Source organism: Streptomyces sp. NPDC002125 (genome assembly GCF_053593715.1).
The window spans coordinates 17993-36403 of sequence record NZ_JBSFDD010000017.1; the positions used below are offsets into that span (position 1 = coordinate 17993).

An 18411-nucleotide genomic window follows, 5' to 3' on the forward strand; every position below is an offset into this window, starting at 1 on the left:
GCCGATCAGCGCGGTGATGAGCGAGGGCGGGGCGCCGTCGAGGAGGTCCGTGCCCAGCTCCTGCCAGCCGACGGCGACGTCGTCGATGAGGTGACGGGAGAGGGCTTCCAGGTCGCGTCCGAACCTGTGCTGGTAGGCGGCCAGGAGCAGAGGCAGGTGGTGGCTGGGGACACCGTCGTGCTGGACGTAGATCCCTTGGTAGCCGGTGGGGGTAGGGCGGGCGATGAAGGAACGGGTCGACAGAGAGGGCCTCCGAAGGGGGTGGACGGTTACCGGCCGGGTGCGGGGCCGGCGGGCGGGGCGTGCGGTGGGCGCGGGGGAAGCCCGGTCGCGATCGGTGCTCGATCTGGCAGATGCGGCACCGGCGCCGGATCGTAGGTGGCGCGCAGGGTTGTCAGATCGGCTTGGTCCGCGATGGCAGCCACGGACAGGCTGCGGCTGGCTGCTTCCATCAGCAGTTTGGGCGGCGAGCCCTTCGCCGCGCCGCGGTGCTGACCGCGCCACTGGGCGGCGGCGTAGAGGTACTCGCTCACCGCCCGGAGGGCGGGCTCGGCGGCATCCAGAAGGTGCTGGGTGACGGCGCTGACCTCGGCGTGGCTCTGTGCTGCGGCGAGTGCGGCCAGGTACGGGGCGAGGTCAGGGCTCGGCACGGGCTTGTCCGGCAAGGGATGCTCGGCCAGGAACGGCTTGGCGTCCCGCCTCGCCCACCGGAGCAGGTCACCGCGGGTGGCGATGCCGTAGCGGGCGGCGGCGATCTGCTCGGCGTCGCGGCCGACGTTGTCGTACAGCTCGAAGTCGGGATCCTGGGGCATGGGTCCTTCTAGACGGAGGTGCTGGGGCCGGCAGCCTTGGCGTCGGTGCGGCGGCAGCCGTAGCCCAGCAGGCTGGAGGGCTCGGGCACATTCGGGACGGCGGCGATGTCCGAGCAGGTGAAGGTGTAGGTGAAGGCGGGGCCGGGGGCGGTGCCGAGCCAGGCCCGGTCCTGCTTCTCCGGCACGATCCCCAGGCCCGGTGCGCTCACCGCGTCGTGCTGGGTGTGGGTGTGGGAGAAGACCACGAGTGCCCCCACGGTGGTCTTCAGCGCGTAGGCGTCGGCGAACTGCGGGTCGACGGCAGCGAAGCGGGTGGTGCCTCGTGGGCCGAACTTTCCCTGCGTTTCGTCGTGCATCTTGATCTGGCGTCGGGAGGCTTCCGACGGGGTGAGGACCTTCTTCCCGGTCTGCTCGCCTCCGGTGGCGTAGTTGTCGGTCACGGCGGAGCGCAGCACGCCGACTGGCGCGGCCAGGGATGACGAGGTGGCGTCCACCGCCGTGGCGTACCCGTCCTTGTCGAGCGCGATCTGCGGAAGCTGTTCGGGATCGTCGAGGTCGATGGTGGCGACCATCTCCCACTGCTTGGACTGGGTGCTCTGCGCCATGATCAGGACGCGGGCGTACTGCTGCAGACTGCCGGCCCGGGTGACGGCGGCGAACCATCGCTGCTGCCCGTCCTTCAGCCGCGGGATGTACAGGTCGGTGGCCGAGAGGTCGTACGACCACGGTCGGTACGGCTCCCGGTCGGCCTCGGGCAGGGCCTCGTCTTCCTTGATGTCAGCCAGCGACATCGCGTACCGGGGTCCGCCCTCGACGCTGTCGAGAAGGGCGCGATCCTGGCTGAGGCGAGCGAGGTTGTTGGTCTTTGAGTAGCGGGCGAGGGCCTCGCGTGCCTGCGCGGGGGTGGGCGCGGGGGTCGATGTCGGCTTCGGCGCAGTGCTGGCCCGGGGTGCGTGCCCGGCCTCGGCGGCGCGAGGGTTGTCGGTGCAGCCGGTCACGGCCAGGGCGAGGCAGGCCACGCCGACCATCAGCGGCAGGGGGCGACGGATGATGTGGATGTGGGCTCCAGTGGTCTTCGAGCGGGGAGGTCAGCGAGCGTGCCGCTGCTGTGCCGGGGGGAGGACAGGCGGAGGGAAGGGCGCAGTTCGGGGCGGGGCCGTTGGTGGCCGGGGTGCCGGCGGTTGCGGATCCAGTGCCCGCATCCGGTTCTCGGCGACGTGCAGGGTTTCTCCGACGTTTCGGATCTCGGCTGCGGCGTCGGCGAGGTCGTACGACAGATCGAAGCCGTCGTCCTGTTCCGCTTCCTTCGCCTTCTCCGCGGCTGCCTCGAAGAATTCGCCGAGCCGCTCCAGCAGGCCGTGGGTCGGCTCCAGGATCTGGTGGAGCAGAGCGGCGGCGTCCGCGTGCGAGTTTGTCCCGTTGAGCTGGTCGGTGAGAGCGAGGAGCACGTCGCCGTAGGCGTAGGTGGTTCGGTCTGCTCTCTCGGCGACGTCCCGATCCTTGGACGAGTGGGGCGGATGGGCTGCGCGCACGGGTGGGTTTTCGTTGGGCGCGACGGCGTGGGGCAGCAGCCCGAGCTGCGCGAGGTGATGGTCGAGGGCTGCGATCAAGGGCTGGACGCTGCCACCGTGGCGGGCCTCTGGTTGTTCGGGGCGATCGGGGTAGGCGGGGGGAGTCGAGTCGTAGATGCGCTCGAAATAACTTGACCGGTCGCTGTTGCGTTCACGGGTCACGATCCAGCCCTCCGGGTCTCCGGGCGGGCGCTCGGACGGCGGCTCTTGCGGCGGGCCGATGATCAGGTAGCTGTCGTCGGGGAGCGACACGCGCACGATGTAGGCGCTGAGACCGAACTCGATGTCACACTCCAGCCCGCGCTCTCGTAGGGGTGTGGTGATGTGCGCGTGGCGGCGCCACAGCTCCTGCCACCACGGGGTGTTCACGTTGCGGTGGTCAGGAAGCGGGGCGAGGGGAGTCGCGCGGCGAGTGTCGGGGGTGTTGTCCTCGTCAGTGGCCACGGTTCCTCCTGCGGGAGGCCGGTGAGCGGTGCGGCGGAGGTGTCCTGCGGGCAGGGCCGGCTTCCAGCTCCGGAAGCGCGGTGAAGTCGAGTTCGTAGGCGTCGTAGGTGGCGATCAGGTGGTGTTCCAGATGGGCTTCGCGGTCAGCGACCTGCGCCATGAGGTCGTCGTGCTCGGCCCGGCACTGCTGGAACTCGGCCCAGTCGGCGTCGCTGAAATGAGCGGGGCGGTTCAGGGCATTCCTTGGGGGACGTGGGTGCGTTGGGCTTCGGGTTCGGTGCGGTCAGCGGCGGCGACCGTCCGGCGTGGGGGGTAGAGGCAGCGGCGGGCCTTCCTGACGGGTGAGCGGCGCGAGGAAGCGCTGGAAGGCGAGGTGGTCGTCGAGTTCCTTGGCCGCGTCCCGCAGGGATTCCGAGGAGCGCCGCAGGAAGGCGCGGGCTGAGGCATGGTCGATGACCATGCGGTTCTTGAGGTAGTGCCGGTCGGTCGGGTTGGCAGACCGGGGCAGTGCCAGGGCACACTGCGCAGTTTCGGTGAAGTGCGGGGCTGCGTGGCTCGATATAGTCGCCGCCGTGGCGAGATGTCTCAGGACGGTGCTGCCGGCACGGGTGGTGGGGTGAGGGCTCCGGGCGAAGTCGGCGGTCAGCCGGAGGACGTCGTGGGAGAGGGTCTGTGCGTCGGCGGCGTGCTGGAGCAGTACGGGGTAGGAGGGTGTGGCCGGAACGTCTCCGTTCTCGTCCAGCAGCTGCCACTGCTCGGCGGCGTTGAGCAGTTTGTCCTTCATCGCGTTGAGCGTGCCGATAAGGTGGAGTGCGTCATCGCTCGGTATCAGGTCGCGTTGGACGTCGGGTGTCACGGGCCTCTTGTTCCTCAGTGCATACGGGCGTCGGTGTCGAAGAGCGCGAGTTCGTGGCTGTGCAGGAGGTGTTGCACGATGAAGCTCCGACCTGCGACTTTCCACAATCCGCGCCCTCGGTTGAGGTGGGCGATGGCGTCCATCTCGACAGTGGTGAGGCCGAGCAGGGAGGCCGCGGCGTGGAGTTGGTCGGTTTCCTGGCGGTAGATGATCCGGGTGCTGCAGTCGGCGAGAAGCCCTTCGGCCAGCGCACGGCCCTGCGATCCGGCGTCGCCGGCGGTGAGTAGGTCGGACAGCCGGTGGATCACCATGAGGTTGGCGATACCGAGGCCGCGGCTCAGCTTCCACTGGGCCTGCATCCGCTGCAGCAGACCGACGTGCCGCATCAGTCGCCACGCCTCGTCGTAGACGATCCAGCGCCGGCCGCCGGACGGATCGGAGAGGGCGGACTCCATCCAGGCGCTCGCGCAGGTCATCGCCAGGACAAGCGCGGTGTCGTCGCCCGAGCCGCCAAGGCGGGACAGGTCGATGGTGAGCATGGGCGCGTTCGGGTCGAAGGCGACGGTGGAGTGCGCGTCGAACATGCCGGCCAAGTCACCGTGGACCAGACGGCGCATCGCGTGGGCCAGGTCCCGGGCTGCGTCACCGAGCTGTCCTGACATCATCCCGGCGGCCTCAGCCAGGGCATCAGGGTTGTTGAGGGTGGCGGCGACGTCGCCGAGGAGCGGAGTGTGGCCGGCACCTGCGGCACGGGTGACGACGGCGTCGAGGGCGACGTCCAGGGCGGTGTGCTCCATGGGCATCAGGTCACGCCCCAGAACGGTGCGGGCCAGAGAGCCGAGCAGGAGCAGGCGTCGCTTGCGGATCTCACCGACCCAGTCGGCCTCGGAGACGTCCTGTGGGCGTGGCGCCGCGTCCAGAGGATTCAGGCGTCCTGGTAGCCCGGGGCCAAGGGCGACGGACCGGCCGCCGAGGGCTTCCGCGACCGGCGTCCACTCGCCTTTCGGGTCGCACGGCACGTAGACGCGGTATCCGAAGGCCACCGACCGCAGCGCGAAGGACTTGGCCAGGGCGCTCTTGCCCTGGCCGATCACTCCGGCGAGCAGGAGGTTGGGGTTGGTGAATCCCTCGACTCTGCCGTACAGCGCGAACGGATCGAAAACGAAAGAGGCTTCGGCGTGGACGTCGCGGCCGATGTAGATGCCTTCGGCTCCGAGGCCGCCTTCGGCGAGGAAGGGGTACGCGCCGGCGGCCACAGCAGTGGTCATGCGATGGGCGGGCAGTTTCAGCCGGTTCTGGCGGGCGGAGGCGGGCCCAGGGCGTCCGCTCGACGGGTAGAGCGGAGCGGGTGTCTCATGCTCGGCGGGCGCAGGGCCTGTCCGGTGGGCGCTGGCTTCGGCACGGGCCTTGGCGGTGGCTTCGGCGAGCTGGCGACGGGCTTCCTTGCGGCTGGCCCGGTCGGTCCCATGCGGGGTGAACAGAGGGCTGGCGGAGGCGCGGCGGGCGCGGCGGTCGGGCCGGTGGCTCATCGGGGGCGCTCGATTCTGCGGGTGGTGCTCATCGCACGCATGCCGTGGTGTGCGCGCGGAGGTCGGTGGGGGTGGTCTTGCGCCGGATGATGTGCCCGGCGGCGAGGTGGCGCTGGCAGATCGTGAGGACTGTCGGTCCTTCGGGAAGCTGTTCGGGCCGGCACTCGGTGGAGTTGGCAGTCGTGGTCGGCAGTCGGTGGAAGGCTGCGTGGATTTCGGTGGCGGCCTGCCACAGCCGGGTCCGCGCGGTGGCGAGGTGGCGCCCGGCAGCGGGGTTCTGGGGCCGGGTGGTGCCTGCGAGCTGGTCCAGAAGCTGGTGCAGCGTGGTCAAGTGGGCGTGCAGCACGTCCAGATGAACGCGATCGGCGGGGCGGTCCTGGGCGGGAAGGCTCCGGGCGTGGTGGCGGATGCCGGCGGTGGCGGCACGCAGATAGGGCTGCGCTTCGTGCGCGGGACTGGTGTTCAAGAAGGTCCTTGCTGGGTCGGTGAGGTCAGCGGCGACGGGGGCCCGAGTCGGACCTGGTGCTGCCCGGCTCGGAGAGGGCGTGGCGGAGGAGAACCTCGGGCACGCCTGACCGGTCGAGCAGCAAGGCGTAGTCGGCTGCCAGGTCGTTGTCGAAGGGGCCAGCGGCCCATGTGCCCATGGAGGACTCCTCCGTTACAAGGTGGTGCGGGCGAGGGGGAGGGCGGCGACGGTGAAGGCGTCGGGCTGCTGGTAGTTGAGGCGGCGCAAGTCGACGCCGGCGGTGACGGCGGCGGTCTCGATCTGTGCGCAGGCGGCGTCGAGGAGAGCATCGGTCTCGGCCGTGACGGTGACCAGCCCGGTCAGGGCCACGTCCGCGTGCCCGGCGATGAGTTGGCGCTCTCGCGTCTTGACGTCGGCGTACTCGACGGAATCCTCTTCGGAATCGACTTGGCCGCGGCGGGCGCGCTCGTTCGCGTCGGCGATGATCGCGGCCTTCCTTCGCTGGACATCCCGCAGCGCGGACTCGAGCCCCTGGGGTGCGTAGATGAGGGACAGGCTGCGCCGCACTCCGGCGGTGAACATGATCCCGTGCAGGAAGCCCGCTCCCATCTCGGTGCGCGGCCAGTTCTCCACCCAGTACGTCGCGTGCCGGGCGCTGTCGGTGGCGAGGCGGTCGTACTCCTCGAACTGGACGACAGGTCCCGCGGCGGCGGGTTCCGCTTCGGCGCGGCCGGTCTCGGACCACTGCTGGAGGGCTGCGAGGGCCTTGGGGTCGTAGGCGGTGCGGATGACCGCGGCGATCTCCCGGGCGCTCAGCCATCCGGTCACCATGAGACCGGCGTTCCGGGCGGCCTGGGCGAGGGACGCGGTCGTCTGCTCCATGACGGTGAACGCGCCTGGCAAACCGCCGCCGGCCTGCGTGATCAGCCGCTTGGCGGCCTTCAGGTCAAGGGATATGGCGAGGTAGGTCTCGTGCGGAGCGGCGGCGGGGCCGGCTGACGAGACGAGTTCGGAGTAGATCTGTCCGGCGACCGGAGTCTCGGGACGCCCGTTCTGGGTCCAATGCCGGGTCAGGGTGTCACCGCTGTCGGGGACGGTGCGCTCCAGCACTTGCACGGTGGCGATGTGGCCGGTGCGGGCGATGCCTGCCAGCGCTCGTCCCCAGCTGTTGACGTTGTGGTTCTGGGTGGCCGGGTCGAGGAGAGCGAAGGCGCGGGAGGTGACGCGTGCGATGGCGGTCAGGGTCTGCCGGTGCGGGTCGTGCACGGCCGCAGCGCCATTGGCGGAGTCACCGGGGGTGACCACCTTGAGGGAGGCTGCGGCACCGGGCAGGTGAAGGACGCCGTCCTGCCGCGGGCGGGTAACGGGCCGGGCGAGCCAGAGCGTCTGGCCGGTCCGGCGGCGGTGTGCGTAGCGGGTGACGATCGGCGCCCAGTCGATGAGGGAGCGGCCGTGCCGGCGGATGGCGATGAGGGCACCGGAGGCGGCCCACAGCGGGGCCAGGGCGACGGCGCCCAGCAGGCCCGTGGAGATCACCGTCATCAGCAGGAGCGCCAGCGTGCACGAGGCCAAGGAGAGCTGGGGGAGTGAAAGGCCGAGGAGGATGCCGCGGCGGCTCCGGTGCGGGAATTTCACCGTGATCGGGGCGGCGGAGAGATCAGTCAAGGGGCGGTTCCTGGAGGCGCGGGTGGAACCCGGGGACGGGGCGCGTGGCTCCGCCCCCGGGAGTCGGGCAGAGGATCAGAGACCGGCCGCCGGCGGTGTGGCCGACCCGCTGGACGTAGCGCTCTGGGAGCCGGAGGACGGCGGTGCGCCCTGGGGCGGCGGGGTCGTGGTCGGCGGGGTGGACTGCCAACCGTCGCCCTGGCCGGACGTGGCGCTCGCCCCCGATCCGCCGGGCCCTTGGCTCCCGCCCACCTGGCCGCTGGTGTCGTCGGACACGCTGGTCGGTGCGGGCTGGACGGCTTTCTCCAGACCGGACTTGACGGCATCGCCACCGGGCGAGACACCCGAGCCGCCGGATGGTGATCCTTCCTTGCCCTGTGTGCCTCCGCCGGTCGGGTTGGCGGCGACATCGCCGGGGAATCCCCCTCCACCGCCAGCGTCGGGGCCCTGCGGGGTGGCACCCGCTCCCGCTGCCGCACCGCCGGTCCCGGCGGTTGCCGCTGCCGAGGCGGCCTTGCGGGCGGCCTTCTCGGCATGTGCCTTGGCTATCTGGGCTCCCGCGCCGCCGGCACGGTGGATGGACTCGCCGTCGGTGCCGTCGGCTGCCCAGTGCACGAACTTGAAGACCGCGTACGGGCACAGCAGCACGAGAACCATGATGACGATGCCAGCCATGACGTCGGCCAGAGCGGCGATGCCGCCCTTAGCCTCGGTCTTGCCCATGGCGGCGATGCCGAGGACGAAGATCACGGTCATCAGGAGCTTGGAGACCACGAGGGTGGCGGTGGCTTCGATCCAGCCCTTGCGCCAGCGCCGGGCGACCTCCCAGCCGCCACCGGCGGACGCGAAGATCGCCAAGGTGACCATGACGAGGATGCCGACCTTGCGGACCATCATCACGCACCAGTAGAGGAACGCTCCGATGGCGGCGCCGAGACCGGCGACGACCGGGACGAGCCAGCCCAGTCCGGTCAAGGCTGCGAGCTGGTTGACCTTCACGATCCGGCGCACGGCTGTCTCGATGTTCAGGTTCGCGGCCTTGAACAGGCCGTCGGATATCGTGTCGACCACTTCGACCGCGACTGTCGTGAACGCGATGGCGCAGAAGGCGAACAGGACGCCGCTCATGGTGCCGGTGAACGCTTGTGTCAGGGCCTGCCCGTCACGCCGGATGGCTGCACGGACCAGCTGCGCGCAGAACGTGGCGACCAGCAGGACCAGGCCCAGCGGCAGCAGCATCTCGTAGTTGTCGCGGAACCAGCCGGCGTTCAGGTCCACCTTCGTGGTGGTGTCGACTGCCTCGGCGGCCAGGTCGGCCGCCGCGGCGGCGAGTTCGCCGGCGGACTTCGCCATCCAGTCACCGATGGCTTTGCCGGGGTTCGAAGCGAAGTCCATCGCGTCGCCGACGGCGCACATCTTGTCTGCCAGGGGGAGATCACAGAAGCCCACGAGGAGCTACCCTCCGTTCTTGTTGCAGGCGCGGGTCACTGCGTGACGCTCGGGGCGATGGCGGCCAGGGTGCAGTCGTGGTTCGGGCGGCACTGGACGGCAAGGGTCACAGCCCGCTCCTCGGCTCCGCCGCCGCCTTTCTTCCAGGCGATCTGTTGCTTGCCGTTGACGGTGACGACGTAGATGTACGCCTTCGTGATCGCGGACGGGTCATCGGCCAGCGCCTGCTTGAACGCCGAGGGGAAGTGGCCCTCGGTGACGCCGGCGGTGGAGTGCTGCTCCTGGTCGGCCATCCGCGACCACAGCACCGGATCGGGCACCTGGCCGGAGACCGAGGCCCAGTCGGCGTACGCGCTCTCGTCGGTCATCCAGGCGTGCATACCGGCCAGCTGCTGGTCGCGGCTGGTGGTGCGGGTGTCGTAGGACCACAGCATCTGGGCCGCCGCCTTGGCATAGGCGACCGGCTCGGCGATCTGGGGAGGCTTGGGCACCGACCCCGTTCCGGAGGAAGGCTTCGGGGCGGCCTCGGTGGAGGACGGGCTGCCCGTCGGGGTGGGCGCGGCGGCCCCAGGAGCTTGGTGCCCGTTTCCACCGCCGGTCAGCAGGGCCACGACCGCGGCGATGGCGAGAAGGACGGCGACGGCGGAGGCGACGATCGCGATGCGCTTGCCGGTTGGCCAGTGCGCGCCGTACGAGAGCGCCGAGAGGGAAGGGAATCGTGTCCGCATCAGTGAACCTGCGACCCCAGACTGGAGAAGAACGCGACGATCCCGTTCGCGGCACCGAGGCCGAGCGCGGCGCCGGCTGCCACGAGGGCGCCCTTCTTGCCGTTTGCCTCGGCCTGATGGCCACCGGTGTGGTGGCCCCAGGCCCATACACCGAGCGAGACGGCGAGAGCGCCGACCACGGCGATGATGCCGAACATGTTGATCGAGTTGACGACGTTCTTCAGCACGGCGAGGCCGGGCAGCCCGCCGCCCTGGGGCGAGATTCCTGGGTCGTAGGCGAGATGGATGACGCGGTCTGCGAGAGGGACGGACATAGGTGTGGCAGGGCTCCTTGCATACGCGGCCCAGGCGAGGGCCAGAGGAAAAGGGGAAGCGGAAGGGGAAGTGCGCTCGGGGTGCGGAAAGTGGCCGCGGCGGCGGCGCGCCCGGCGCGGTGCCGGGCGAGCGTCAGAGGACGCGGCGGGCGGCGAGAATCGTCCAGTCCTTGATCGGCGTGATCCGGACCGGCTTGGTGGTGCGCGGCGCCTCGATGACGAGGCCCTCGCCCATGTACATGCCGACGTGTTCTGGCCGTGCGGCGCTACCGCGGCTGAAGATCAGGTCACCGGGCTTGAGCTGGGCCGGAGATACTGCCTTGCCCTCGTTGACCTGCGTATACGTGGTGCGGGTAAGCGTGATGCCGACGTGGGCGTACGCCTGCTGCATCAGGCTGGAGCAGTCGCAGCGGCCCATCGGGTCGGGGCCGTGTGCGTTGGTGCAGGACCCGCCCCACTGGTAGAGCGTGCCGAGCTGGTGCATCGCCCACTCGATGGCCTTGCGCGCCTTCGGGTCGGCGTCCTTGGGGATCGTGTAGCCCTTCGGGACCTTCCCCTCGGGGATGGGACCGAAGCCGGAACCGTCCTGGCCCGGCGCGCAGCCGGTGGAAAGGGTCGGCGGCTGCGTGGCCTGGTCCGTGTCGTTGGCACCGCCGGGGAAGGTCTTGGCGATGGCAGCCTGCAATGCAGTGGCCAGGTTCTCCCACTGCGCGTACGCGTCCGGCAGGCCAGACTTCTGCACGGCTTGGGCGGCCTGGGTGACGGTCATCTGCTGCCAGCCGTTCACCTTGAGCAAGTGCTTGTAGAACTGCTCGGAGGCGTAAACCGGATCGCGGATCTGCTGGGCGCTGCCCCAGCCCTGGGAGGGGCGCTGCTGGAACAGGCCGAGGGAGTCGCGGTCGCCGTAGCCCAGGTTGCGCAGCCGGCTCTCCTGCATCGCCGTGGCGAGCGCGATGATCTGGCCCTTCGTGGGGACGTCGAGCGAGAGGCCGGCGGCCACGATCGTCTGCGCGTGGGGGACCTGTTCGGAAGGCAGGTCCAGGCCCTCGATGTCGACGTTCTCGCCGGATGCGCCGTCGAGGATCTTGCCGACCTGCTCGGCGACCTTGTCGGTGTCGATGTCGGTCAGGCAGTTGCTGAGGGAGCCGCTGCTCTGCACGGCGTCGGCGGAGGTTGCCAGCACCATGCCGGTGCCGGCGATCAGGATGGGGGAGAGGAAGACGACGCCGATGCCGGCGGCGAGCGCTTTCAACCGGAGCCGGTCGCTCGCCGGTCAGCGTTTTCGGGCATGGGCGGGTAGCGAGACGTCATGAACGTGTCCTTGAGGGGTGCGGTGACCGGCGTGCCGCGTGCGCGAGGCGTCATGGAAGGGCGCGGCGGCCGGGGTGGGCGATAGGAACGGGCTGGCACGGGCGAGTTGCCGCTCACCACGCGTGGCCGCGGCGGTGTGCGCCGGGCGGTTCAAAAACAGTAGGCGCGGATCGGCCGTTGACCAAAAAATCGGCGTGAGGTATCGGAATCCGGTACCTCACGGAGGACTTCTTGGTCGTCGGCGGATTCGCCTCTACAGTTTTTGGACTCCCCCTCACCTTCCTCGGTCTGTGGCTCCGGGCTTCTGCATGCCCGATCCAGCCCGCGAGGACTACTGCGTGAGGCGGTGAGTCCCATTTCGCTCCGCGTTCCCATACCCGAATAGGGGTTCCTCTTTGCCTTTTTCCCTGCACCAGGGCGACGCCCTCAGCGTCCTCACCGGCCTTCCGGACGGCTGCGTCGACTCCGTCATCACCGATCCGCCGTACAACAGCGGGGGCCGGACCGCGAAGGAGCGCACCACCCGCTCCGCCAAGCAGAAGTACACCTCAGCCGATTCCAAGAACGACCTCGCCGACTTCACCGGCGAGAACATGGACCAGCGCAGCTATGGGTTCTGGCTGACGCAGATCATGACCGAAGCGCACCGTCTGACGAAGACCGGCGGGACCGCGCTGCTGTTCACCGACTGGCGCCAACTCCCCACGACAACGGATGCGATCCAGGCGGCCGGATGGCTGTGGCGGGGCGTGCTGGCCTGGCACAAGCCGCAGGCCAGGCCGCAGAAGGGCCGGTTCACCCAGAACTGCGAGTTCATCATCTGGGCGTCCAAGGGGCCGATCGACGGCTCCCGTAACCCGGTCTACCTGCCGGGTATGTACTCGGCGTCACAGCCCTCGGGGTCCAAGCGCCAGCACATCACGCAGAAGCCGGTCGAGGTGATGCGCGAGCTGGTCAAGATCAGCCCTGAGGGCGGCACGGTCCTCGACTTCTGTGCCGGCTCCGGCTCCACGGGCGTCGCCGCCCTGCTGGAAGGCCGGGACTTCATCGGTGTGGAGAAGACCGAGCACTACGCGTCGATCGCGGCCGACCGGCTCACCGAGACAGTCCGCGAAACCCTCGCCCAGGACGACATGGTTCTCACCGCCTGAGCCGCGACCGCGCTTCCGGTCGAGGCGACTGGAGCCCTCGGCGGAATCCTGGCACAGCAGAGCCGGAATATCACCGGTTGGCTCGTGCGTCGCCGCTCCGTCCTTCTCTATTTCTGTGTCCCGTAGGAGGCCGAAACTTTTCATGCCCGAATCCAAAAAGCCCGCTGACGATGGTGAGTTGGAGCCGGTTCGTATTCCGGATCCGCAGCTGGAGGGAATCGAGGCGAGCGTCCGTCGGCTTATGGAGCAGTCGGCGCAGCAGGCGCAGCAGCTCGACCACCTTGCGTCCGCTCCGGAGCCGAGCGGATCGCCGTTCGCCGCGTTCGGCATGCCAGGACTCGGCGGGCCGCCTCCCGCCGCCCCGCCCGAGCCCCGCCCGATCCTGGAACTCGACGGTGAGGAACGGGAAGACGAACTCGACGCCCTGTCGGACTGGGTCGACGACTTCTTCCTCCCGGTCTACGGCTCAGAGGTCACCACCGCAGCGCCCTGGTGCCTGCAGTGGCAGGAACACGACGATGTCGTGGCCTGGCTCCATGCCCTGTGGCTCGCCTACCAGCAGCACAAGGAACCCGACGCCGGTCTCTCCGGCCTGTTCGTGTGGCACCGCGACTTCCTCACCCACGCTGTCGCGGCGATCCGCGCCCCGGGCGGCCCGCTGTCGGCGTGCATGACCTCTCCCGACCGTCCCGCACACCGTCTCCTGCCGGGCCCGCCGCCGTCCGTGCGCACGGAGACGGCGGCCTCGGCGGAAGCCGCCGGGCCTGCCGAGCCGGACGAGCCGACGTCATGAGCACGGGACAGGGGCAGCCCGCCTTCGGCCTGAGCTTCGACCCCCGAGCCCTGACCGACCTTATCCAAGCCCCCAGCGACATCCGCGACCTCACCCTTGCCTACCTGCAGGAAGTCGTGAACGCCCAGCGCTTCGGACTGCGCCTCGACGGTGACCTGGAGGGATTCCGGAAGCTGTTCGTGGACGCACGTAAGGAATGGCGCATCGTCTACGGCATCCGCCCGGCACCCGCGGAGTCCGCACACCCGAAGGAAGTGCACGTCGTCGCGGTCCGACCGCGTGCGGGCAACGACGTCTACGACGAAGTCGGCCGCCGCCTGGGGATGGCCCGTCGGCCGCTGAGCGCCCGCACTCACGCGGCACGCTCCCGCCCGCCGCAGCTGACGACCCGCGGCCCCGTGCCCCGGCCCGGTCCGCCGTCCACCGCGCTGCCGGGCCTGCCCCGTCCCGCACCCAATCCCACGCACTATCACGCCCGCTGACCGCTTGGAGCCCCGCCTATGCCTCCTGACCCCGCGCCGACACCAGTGCGGCGTGCGGTCTCCCCGCTCGACCACCGCGTCGAAGCCGCCACCGGCCACGACATCGACACCCTGTGGGCCTACCGCGACCGCGGTGTCCTGGACGAGCCTCATGCCCATCTGGTCGACCGACACCGTGAGCTGGCCAAGGCCCAGACCGGCGTCGTGTTCTACCTCAAGCTCCTCAACCGCCTTTCCAGCGGCGAGTTCGACGTGGACGGCGCCCTGTTGACGCGTATTGACCGCACCGTGGACCACCTGGAGGAGGCCACCGATACCCGCGATGCCGCCGCCCGGACGGTGAGGGCCGCCCTGGAGCCCATCGAGGCCGCCGCGACGGCCTCGGCGCAAGGCCCAAGTCCGCTCTCGACGGACGACCATGCGGCTCTCCTCGCCATCGCCGGCGGCGCCAAGCTCTACGAACACCTGCTGACCGGCCGGATATCCGCGACCGCCGCCTCCGGCACCCGCATCCCTCACGCCAGGCTGCAGCAACTGGAGGACGCCGGCCTAGTCATCCGGGATACCAGCCACCCCCTGCACGCAGGCCAACCGGTCGCCCTCACCGACACCGGACGCGCCACGCTGTTCGCCGCCCGCCGCACCCCCACAACCCAGACGCCCAAGCTCCCCGCCCGGCCCGGCACACCGTCGTCCACCCCAACGCAGCGGCGCTGAATCCCACCGAAAGGCCCCTGTTGTCTCCCACCGAACCGGCACCGGCTCGGAACCCCATACCCCAAGTCAACTTCGAGCTCGACGACTTCGACGCTGATGAAGAGAGATCTTTCGACTTCTACTGTCAGGTCGCCGTCCACGAGGACATGCTCGTCCCCCTCGCCGAACACCACAGCGGCCCCCACAGCTTCTACGTTCTCTTCGACCGCACCGCCACATGGGGGCACCCCGGCAAGCCGCAGCTGCTTGCCGTGCGCCTTCAACGGGACTTCGAGAAGAAGACGTTCGCCTTCGAGCGGGCTGCCCTGCCGCTGCCGGCCATGGCCCAGTCGTGGCTCATCCAACGTGGCTGCCCGCACGAAGCCATCGGCCTCGACCCCGAGCTGGGCCCTCCGCCGGCGGACGAAGCGACTCGTGCGCTGGAGAAGCGTCTCGCGGACTACGGCGACCGCTACGCCATGGGCTACTCCTACACCTGCGACGACCCGGACGACATGGTCACCGTCGTGGCACTGCGCGCCCTGGACGAGCGAGCCCCTAGCCCGTACCGCGTCGTGGTCGAGGAGGTCGACACCGACGCGTGGACCCACACCCTGCGCGAGGGCGGTTTCGACACGAAGGAGACCGCCCTGCAGTGGTGCGAGGACCGTCTCACCGGCGAGGCCAGCCCTCTCCCACCGGTCCGCCCATCAGCCGCAGCCATCCCTCCGGCAGGGGTGGCAAAACCCCTTGCCCCGCGCCCGGCCGGCCGCTCCCGCTAAGCGCCACGCCCGACGCGAGCTGCGCAACATAACCGACGATCGCCGGTTAGCCAAACCGGCGATTCTCCGGACTCTTATACAGCCGCCGCGACACCAACCGCGGTGCCCTTCCAAGCCAATCCCCCTGCCTTCACGGAGGTTTCTTCCGCATGCGCTCCACCCGAATTGCCATATCCGCAGCGATGCTCGGCGCGCTCGCTGTGCCAATGCTGTCCGCCACGACCGCCAGCGCGGCACCCGCCGCCGTGGCCGCCGCCCCCGCGAGCAGCTGCTCCTCCCTGCCGCCGCTGCCCTACGAGGTCCACACGGCTGCCGTGACCATCCGGTCCAAGGCCACCACGAAGTCCACCGCGCTGGGCGTGCTCTACCGCAGCCACAAGTTCACCGTGCACAAGAAGAGCGGCATTTGGCTCTACATCACGGACAGGACCACCGGCGTCAAGGGCTGGGTGTCCGGCACGTACGTCTACCGCGACGTCCGCATGTGCCTGGACTGACAGGCCATGGGCTTGCGCCTGCTCTGGCCGAGCCACCGGGGGGACAGGTGCCCCTCATATTTCTGCCAGGCACTGGCCTTTCCAGAACGGAGCTTTTCTCTTGTCCGACGGTATTTCCGTTGACATCGAGGATGTCGTGGGCGTGCTCACCGAACGGATCGAAGCGCGCTTCGACATGGACATGGAGCATCTGCAGGCAGCAGTCGCCGCCGCGCCGACCGCCAATCCTGACGCCACCGGCATCGTCAAGTGGCACGGCCATCTGGTCGCGGCCCAGGCTGCGCTCAACCGCGCGGAGGACGACCTTCTGACCGCGCTGGAAACACAGCCCAGCGAGGTCGACGACCCGACCATGGGCCTCGCCCACCGTGTAAACGCGGCCGTTGCCACACGCGACGGCCGGGCCATCGTCGTGCGATGGCTCCTGGACCCGGACGCTCTGGGTAAGAAGGACCTCGCCGCCGAACGCCTTGCCCGCCTGCGCCCGCGAACCGGGCCGGCTGTGCAGACCAGTGCTCCCCAACGCCCGCCAGGGACACCGGCGCCGGCGTCGGCATCGCGGGCGGGTGGGGCCGTCCGATGAGCCGGGACAAGGCCAGCACCATGGACGCCGAGCTGCAGAAGGTCTTCGGGCCCCCGGTACCCGAGCTGTACGAGGCGGCGGCCGGGCCGGATGCCTCTCCTGCCCTCACCCGCGCCCTGGAACTTCGCTCCTTCCTCGCGCTCACCGAGGAGCAGGTCGCCCGTGTCCGCGACCGCGTGCACACGGACATGGATCCGGACCGCGATATGGGTGACCTGTCGGCGGACAAACTCCGCGCCGATGCGCAGTGGCTGGAGGCTGCCCTGGACGCACGCGACAGCTATCGCGTAGCCCTCGGAGCGCTGCTGCGCACCATGCCTCCTCCTCGCCGGTTGCCCCGGCCCGTCCGCATGGCACAACTCAGGACCACCGTGACCCTGCCCCCGTCCGCCCCCCCGGCACCCCAGCGTGCCGGGGCGGCCCGGGCCCACCGACCGTGAAAGCCGCAGCTTGTCCCACCTCACGTCCGCTGGGGTAGCCGGACGGATCGAGGACCTGTACGGCGCGCCGCTCGCCGACCTTGAAGCCCACGCCTGTGGCCAGGCGCCCGGCATGCTCTCCGCTCTGCTCGGCATGCACGCAACCCTTGCCCTCGCCGAGCGCAGCATCGACTTCCACCGCGACCACCTCGCCCGGCTCATCCACCCCGAGCGCCAGGTCGGCCGGCACGAGGTCTCCCATCTCCTTGACGGTGTACGCCGGCTCGCCGAGGCCGTCGCGGTCCGCGACGTCCAGGCCAAGTCGCTCGACGCCGTTCTGCAGAGCCTCGCCCGCGTCCCGGCCCCGGAGCCGTCCCCGGTGACTCCCTCGCCACCCGTCCCGGCTTCGCCCCTTCCGGCTCCGGCCCTTCCGTGCCAGAGCACGGCACACAGCCGCTGATCCGACGATTCCCCCTTACTCACCAGGAGTTCTTCCCGTGGCCATCACTGCTCTGCCTCCCGACACCGACGCCGACATCGCCCGGGTCACCGAGGCCCTCGCCATGATCACCCCACGTTGGAACGTGAGGATCCTGTTGGCGCTCTCCGGGCCGCCGCAGCGGTACAGCGAGTTGGCGGCCAAGGTGTCCTGGCTGCAGAGCGGCCAGCTCCACCCCAAGCTCACCTCGCTGTGCCACGCCGGTCTCGTCGAGCGCGCCGAACACACCGCACGGCATGTCACCTACGGTCGCACCGAGCGTGGCGAGGCCCTTCTGCCGGTCCTGCCGGTGATCGTCACCTGGGCCGAGAAGCACCTGGAGACGGCGGACCGCCCGGTGCCCGCGATCGAGCAGATCGAGGACAGTCTCACCCTGCTCACCCGGCGGCACGCCGCCTCCATCCTGTGGGTGCTCAAGACCCGCCAGGACGTCGGCGCGATGGCTCTGGCCCGAATCGTGATGCCCAGCAGTGACTGGACCAACGTGTACCCGCCGCTGCGGCAGCTCGTCGCCGACGGCTTGGTCGACACCGAGGGCAACGGCCGGCCCTACCGGCTGTCCGCCGCGGGCGACGGCCTCGGACCCGTTCTCGGTGCCCTGTCCGCGTGGTCGGCCGGGCAACCCCTCAGCCAGGCAGCCCAGCACCCGGTCTGGGGGCACACCCAGACGCAACCCGCACCGAGGCCGTGGCTCAGCAGCCAGCCACGGCCTGCCCAAGTAGCCCTCCCGCAGACCCGCGCGCTCGATACCTCTCCGGCCTGGCACAACGGCGATCTCTTCTCCCATGCCACGCCCGCTCGCCCGAAAGCGGCTATCCCGGCGGGAGGCCCGCGCCGATGACCATCTTCTTCACTCCCGCCGAAGTACACACCGCCGTCGAGCTGCTGGCCTCACGCCCCTTGATCCGCCTGGTCACCGAGATCGACGACAACGGTGCGATACCGCCGCGACGACTGGCCAACACCCTCCCCGACCTCCCCAGGCACCAACAGCGCAGCGCCACCGAAGCCGCACGCGCCCACGGTCTCGTCCGGACCACACCCGGTACTGGACTGGAACTCACCGAGCCCGGGTCGGAATTGGCGGATCTGTACGACGCGGCAGCTCGCTGGGCCCGCCGCCACGACTACCCGACACTGGTCTGCGAGTTCAGCAGCCGCATCCGACACGTCCTCGACCTGCTAGTCCCGTCACTCGTGGCCCAGGACGCCGACGGCAGTTCGTGGCCGTGGGGCGCGCGCCTGTCGAGCGCCGCGGCTGTGGCAGACCTCGGCCGTGTCCGCGCTCTGCTGATCCAGTGGCTGGCCGCCAACCCCCAGACCACCCGGGTACCCGAGCCCGAGCCGGTCGCGTGAGCGCAGCG

General features: G+C 70.0%; 24 protein-coding genes. 11 read left to right on the forward strand and 13 right to left on the reverse strand.

What is annotated here, in order from left to right; translation table 11 throughout:
• Positions 1-269 precede the first annotated feature (269 nt).
• The 13 genes from ACWCQM_RS25985 to ACWCQM_RS26045 form a co-directional block, all read right to left on the reverse strand.
• Complete coding sequence (locus ACWCQM_RS25985; RefSeq protein ID WP_450917539.1) at positions 270-812, reverse strand: hypothetical protein; 543 nt, start codon at positions 810-812, stop codon at positions 270-272.
• An 8-nt stretch (positions 813-820) separates the two neighbouring features.
• Positions 821-1840 (reverse strand): hypothetical protein, encoded by a 1020-nt coding sequence (locus ACWCQM_RS25990; RefSeq protein WP_450917540.1) that lies wholly within the window; start codon positions 1838-1840, stop codon positions 821-823.
• A 60-nt stretch (positions 1841-1900) separates the two neighbouring features.
• Positions 1901-2827: a hypothetical protein gene (locus tag ACWCQM_RS25995; RefSeq protein WP_450917541.1), complete on the reverse strand. Its 927-nt coding sequence runs from the start codon at positions 2825-2827 to the stop codon at positions 1901-1903.
• Positions 2817-2987, reverse strand: a complete 171-nt coding sequence (locus ACWCQM_RS26000; protein ID WP_450917542.1) for a hypothetical protein — start codon at positions 2985-2987, stop codon at positions 2817-2819. Before ACWCQM_RS26000 ends, ACWCQM_RS25995 begins: the two co-directional genes overlap by 11 nt.
• A gap of 123 nt (positions 2988-3110) precedes the next feature.
• Positions 3111-3683, reverse strand: a complete 573-nt coding sequence (locus ACWCQM_RS26005) for a hypothetical protein (RefSeq protein WP_450917543.1) — start codon at positions 3681-3683, stop codon at positions 3111-3113.
• 14 nt (positions 3684-3697) lie between these two features.
• On the reverse strand, positions 3698-5212 hold the full coding sequence (locus tag ACWCQM_RS26010; protein WP_450917544.1) for a VirB4 family type IV secretion system protein: 1515 nt from the start codon (positions 5210-5212) through the stop codon (positions 3698-3700).
• Between the two features lie 28 nt (positions 5213-5240).
• Positions 5241-5678 carry a DUF6238 family protein gene (locus tag ACWCQM_RS26015; protein ID WP_382982532.1) on the reverse strand — a complete coding sequence of 146 codons (438 nt, stop codon included), beginning with the start codon at positions 5676-5678 and terminating at the stop codon, positions 5241-5243.
• Between the two features lie 25 nt (positions 5679-5703).
• Complete coding sequence (locus tag ACWCQM_RS26020; protein ID WP_382982530.1) at positions 5704-5856, reverse strand: DUF4259 domain-containing protein; 153 nt, start codon at positions 5854-5856, stop codon at positions 5704-5706.
• A gap of 14 nt (positions 5857-5870) precedes the next feature.
• Positions 5871-7343 (reverse strand): SCO6880 family protein, encoded by a 1473-nt coding sequence (locus tag ACWCQM_RS26025; protein WP_450917545.1) that lies wholly within the window; start codon positions 7341-7343, stop codon positions 5871-5873.
• A 75-nt stretch (positions 7344-7418) separates the two neighbouring features.
• Positions 7419-8792, reverse strand: a complete 1374-nt coding sequence (locus tag ACWCQM_RS26030; RefSeq protein WP_450917546.1) for an SCO6881 family protein — start codon at positions 8790-8792, stop codon at positions 7419-7421.
• A 35-nt stretch (positions 8793-8827) separates the two neighbouring features.
• Positions 8828-9520 (reverse strand): hypothetical protein, encoded by a 693-nt coding sequence (locus ACWCQM_RS26035; RefSeq protein WP_450917547.1) that lies wholly within the window; start codon positions 9518-9520, stop codon positions 8828-8830.
• Entirely contained in the window at positions 9520-9834 is a 315-nt protein-coding gene (locus tag ACWCQM_RS26040) for a DUF6112 family protein (RefSeq protein WP_104784105.1), read from the reverse strand. Before ACWCQM_RS26040 ends, ACWCQM_RS26035 begins: the two co-directional genes overlap by 1 nt.
• 133 nt (positions 9835-9967) lie before the next feature.
• Positions 9968-11086: a C40 family peptidase gene (locus tag ACWCQM_RS26045; RefSeq protein ID WP_450917548.1), complete on the reverse strand. Its 1119-nt coding sequence runs from the start codon at positions 11084-11086 to the stop codon at positions 9968-9970.
• Positions 11087-11540: 454 nt separating this feature from the next.
• Here ACWCQM_RS26045 and ACWCQM_RS26050 point away from each other — a divergent pair, with 454 nt between their 5' ends.
• The 11 genes from ACWCQM_RS26050 to ACWCQM_RS26100 all read left to right on the forward strand — a co-directional run bounded on the left by ACWCQM_RS26050 (position 11541) and on the right by ACWCQM_RS26100 (position 18403).
• The gene (locus ACWCQM_RS26050; protein ID WP_450917549.1) at positions 11541-12296 is read left to right on the forward strand and encodes a DNA-methyltransferase; all 756 of its coding nucleotides are present in this window, start codon (positions 11541-11543) and stop codon (positions 12294-12296) included.
• A gap of 241 nt (positions 12297-12537) precedes the next feature.
• Complete coding sequence (locus ACWCQM_RS26055) at positions 12538-13089, forward strand: DUF4913 domain-containing protein (RefSeq protein WP_356118244.1); 552 nt, start codon at positions 12538-12540, stop codon at positions 13087-13089.
• Entirely contained in the window at positions 13086-13571 is a 486-nt protein-coding gene (locus ACWCQM_RS26060) for a hypothetical protein (protein ID WP_450917550.1), read from the forward strand. The genes ACWCQM_RS26055 and ACWCQM_RS26060 overlap by 4 nt, the downstream gene beginning before the upstream one ends.
• 18 nt (positions 13572-13589) lie before the next feature.
• Positions 13590-14288, forward strand: coding sequence for a hypothetical protein (locus ACWCQM_RS26065; protein ID WP_450917551.1), 699 nt, complete (start codon positions 13590-13592; stop codon positions 14286-14288).
• Positions 14289-14305: 17 nt separating this feature from the next.
• A complete protein-coding gene (locus ACWCQM_RS26070) occupies positions 14306-15049 on the forward strand; it encodes a hypothetical protein (RefSeq protein WP_450917657.1) in 744 nt (247 codons plus the stop codon).
• A 149-nt stretch (positions 15050-15198) separates the two neighbouring features.
• Complete coding sequence (locus ACWCQM_RS26075) at positions 15199-15546, forward strand: SH3 domain-containing protein (RefSeq protein WP_450917552.1); 348 nt, start codon at positions 15199-15201, stop codon at positions 15544-15546.
• Between the two features lie 100 nt (positions 15547-15646).
• Complete coding sequence (locus ACWCQM_RS26080; RefSeq protein WP_450917553.1) at positions 15647-16129, forward strand: hypothetical protein; 483 nt, start codon at positions 15647-15649, stop codon at positions 16127-16129.
• Positions 16126-16569, forward strand: coding sequence for a hypothetical protein (locus tag ACWCQM_RS26085; protein ID WP_450917554.1), 444 nt, complete (start codon positions 16126-16128; stop codon positions 16567-16569). The genes ACWCQM_RS26080 and ACWCQM_RS26085 overlap by 4 nt, the downstream gene beginning before the upstream one ends.
• A 10-nt stretch (positions 16570-16579) precedes the next feature.
• Positions 16580-17008 carry a hypothetical protein gene (locus tag ACWCQM_RS26090; protein WP_406330006.1) on the forward strand — a complete coding sequence of 143 codons (429 nt, stop codon included), beginning with the start codon at positions 16580-16582 and terminating at the stop codon, positions 17006-17008.
• 37 nt (positions 17009-17045) lie between these two features.
• On the forward strand, positions 17046-17888 hold the full coding sequence (locus ACWCQM_RS26095; RefSeq protein ID WP_450917555.1) for a winged helix-turn-helix transcriptional regulator: 843 nt from the start codon (positions 17046-17048) through the stop codon (positions 17886-17888).
• Positions 17885-18403 carry a regulator gene (locus ACWCQM_RS26100; protein ID WP_450917556.1) on the forward strand — a complete coding sequence of 173 codons (519 nt, stop codon included), beginning with the start codon at positions 17885-17887 and terminating at the stop codon, positions 18401-18403. Before ACWCQM_RS26095 ends, ACWCQM_RS26100 begins: the two co-directional genes overlap by 4 nt.
• Positions 18404-18411: the final 8 nt, after the last annotated feature.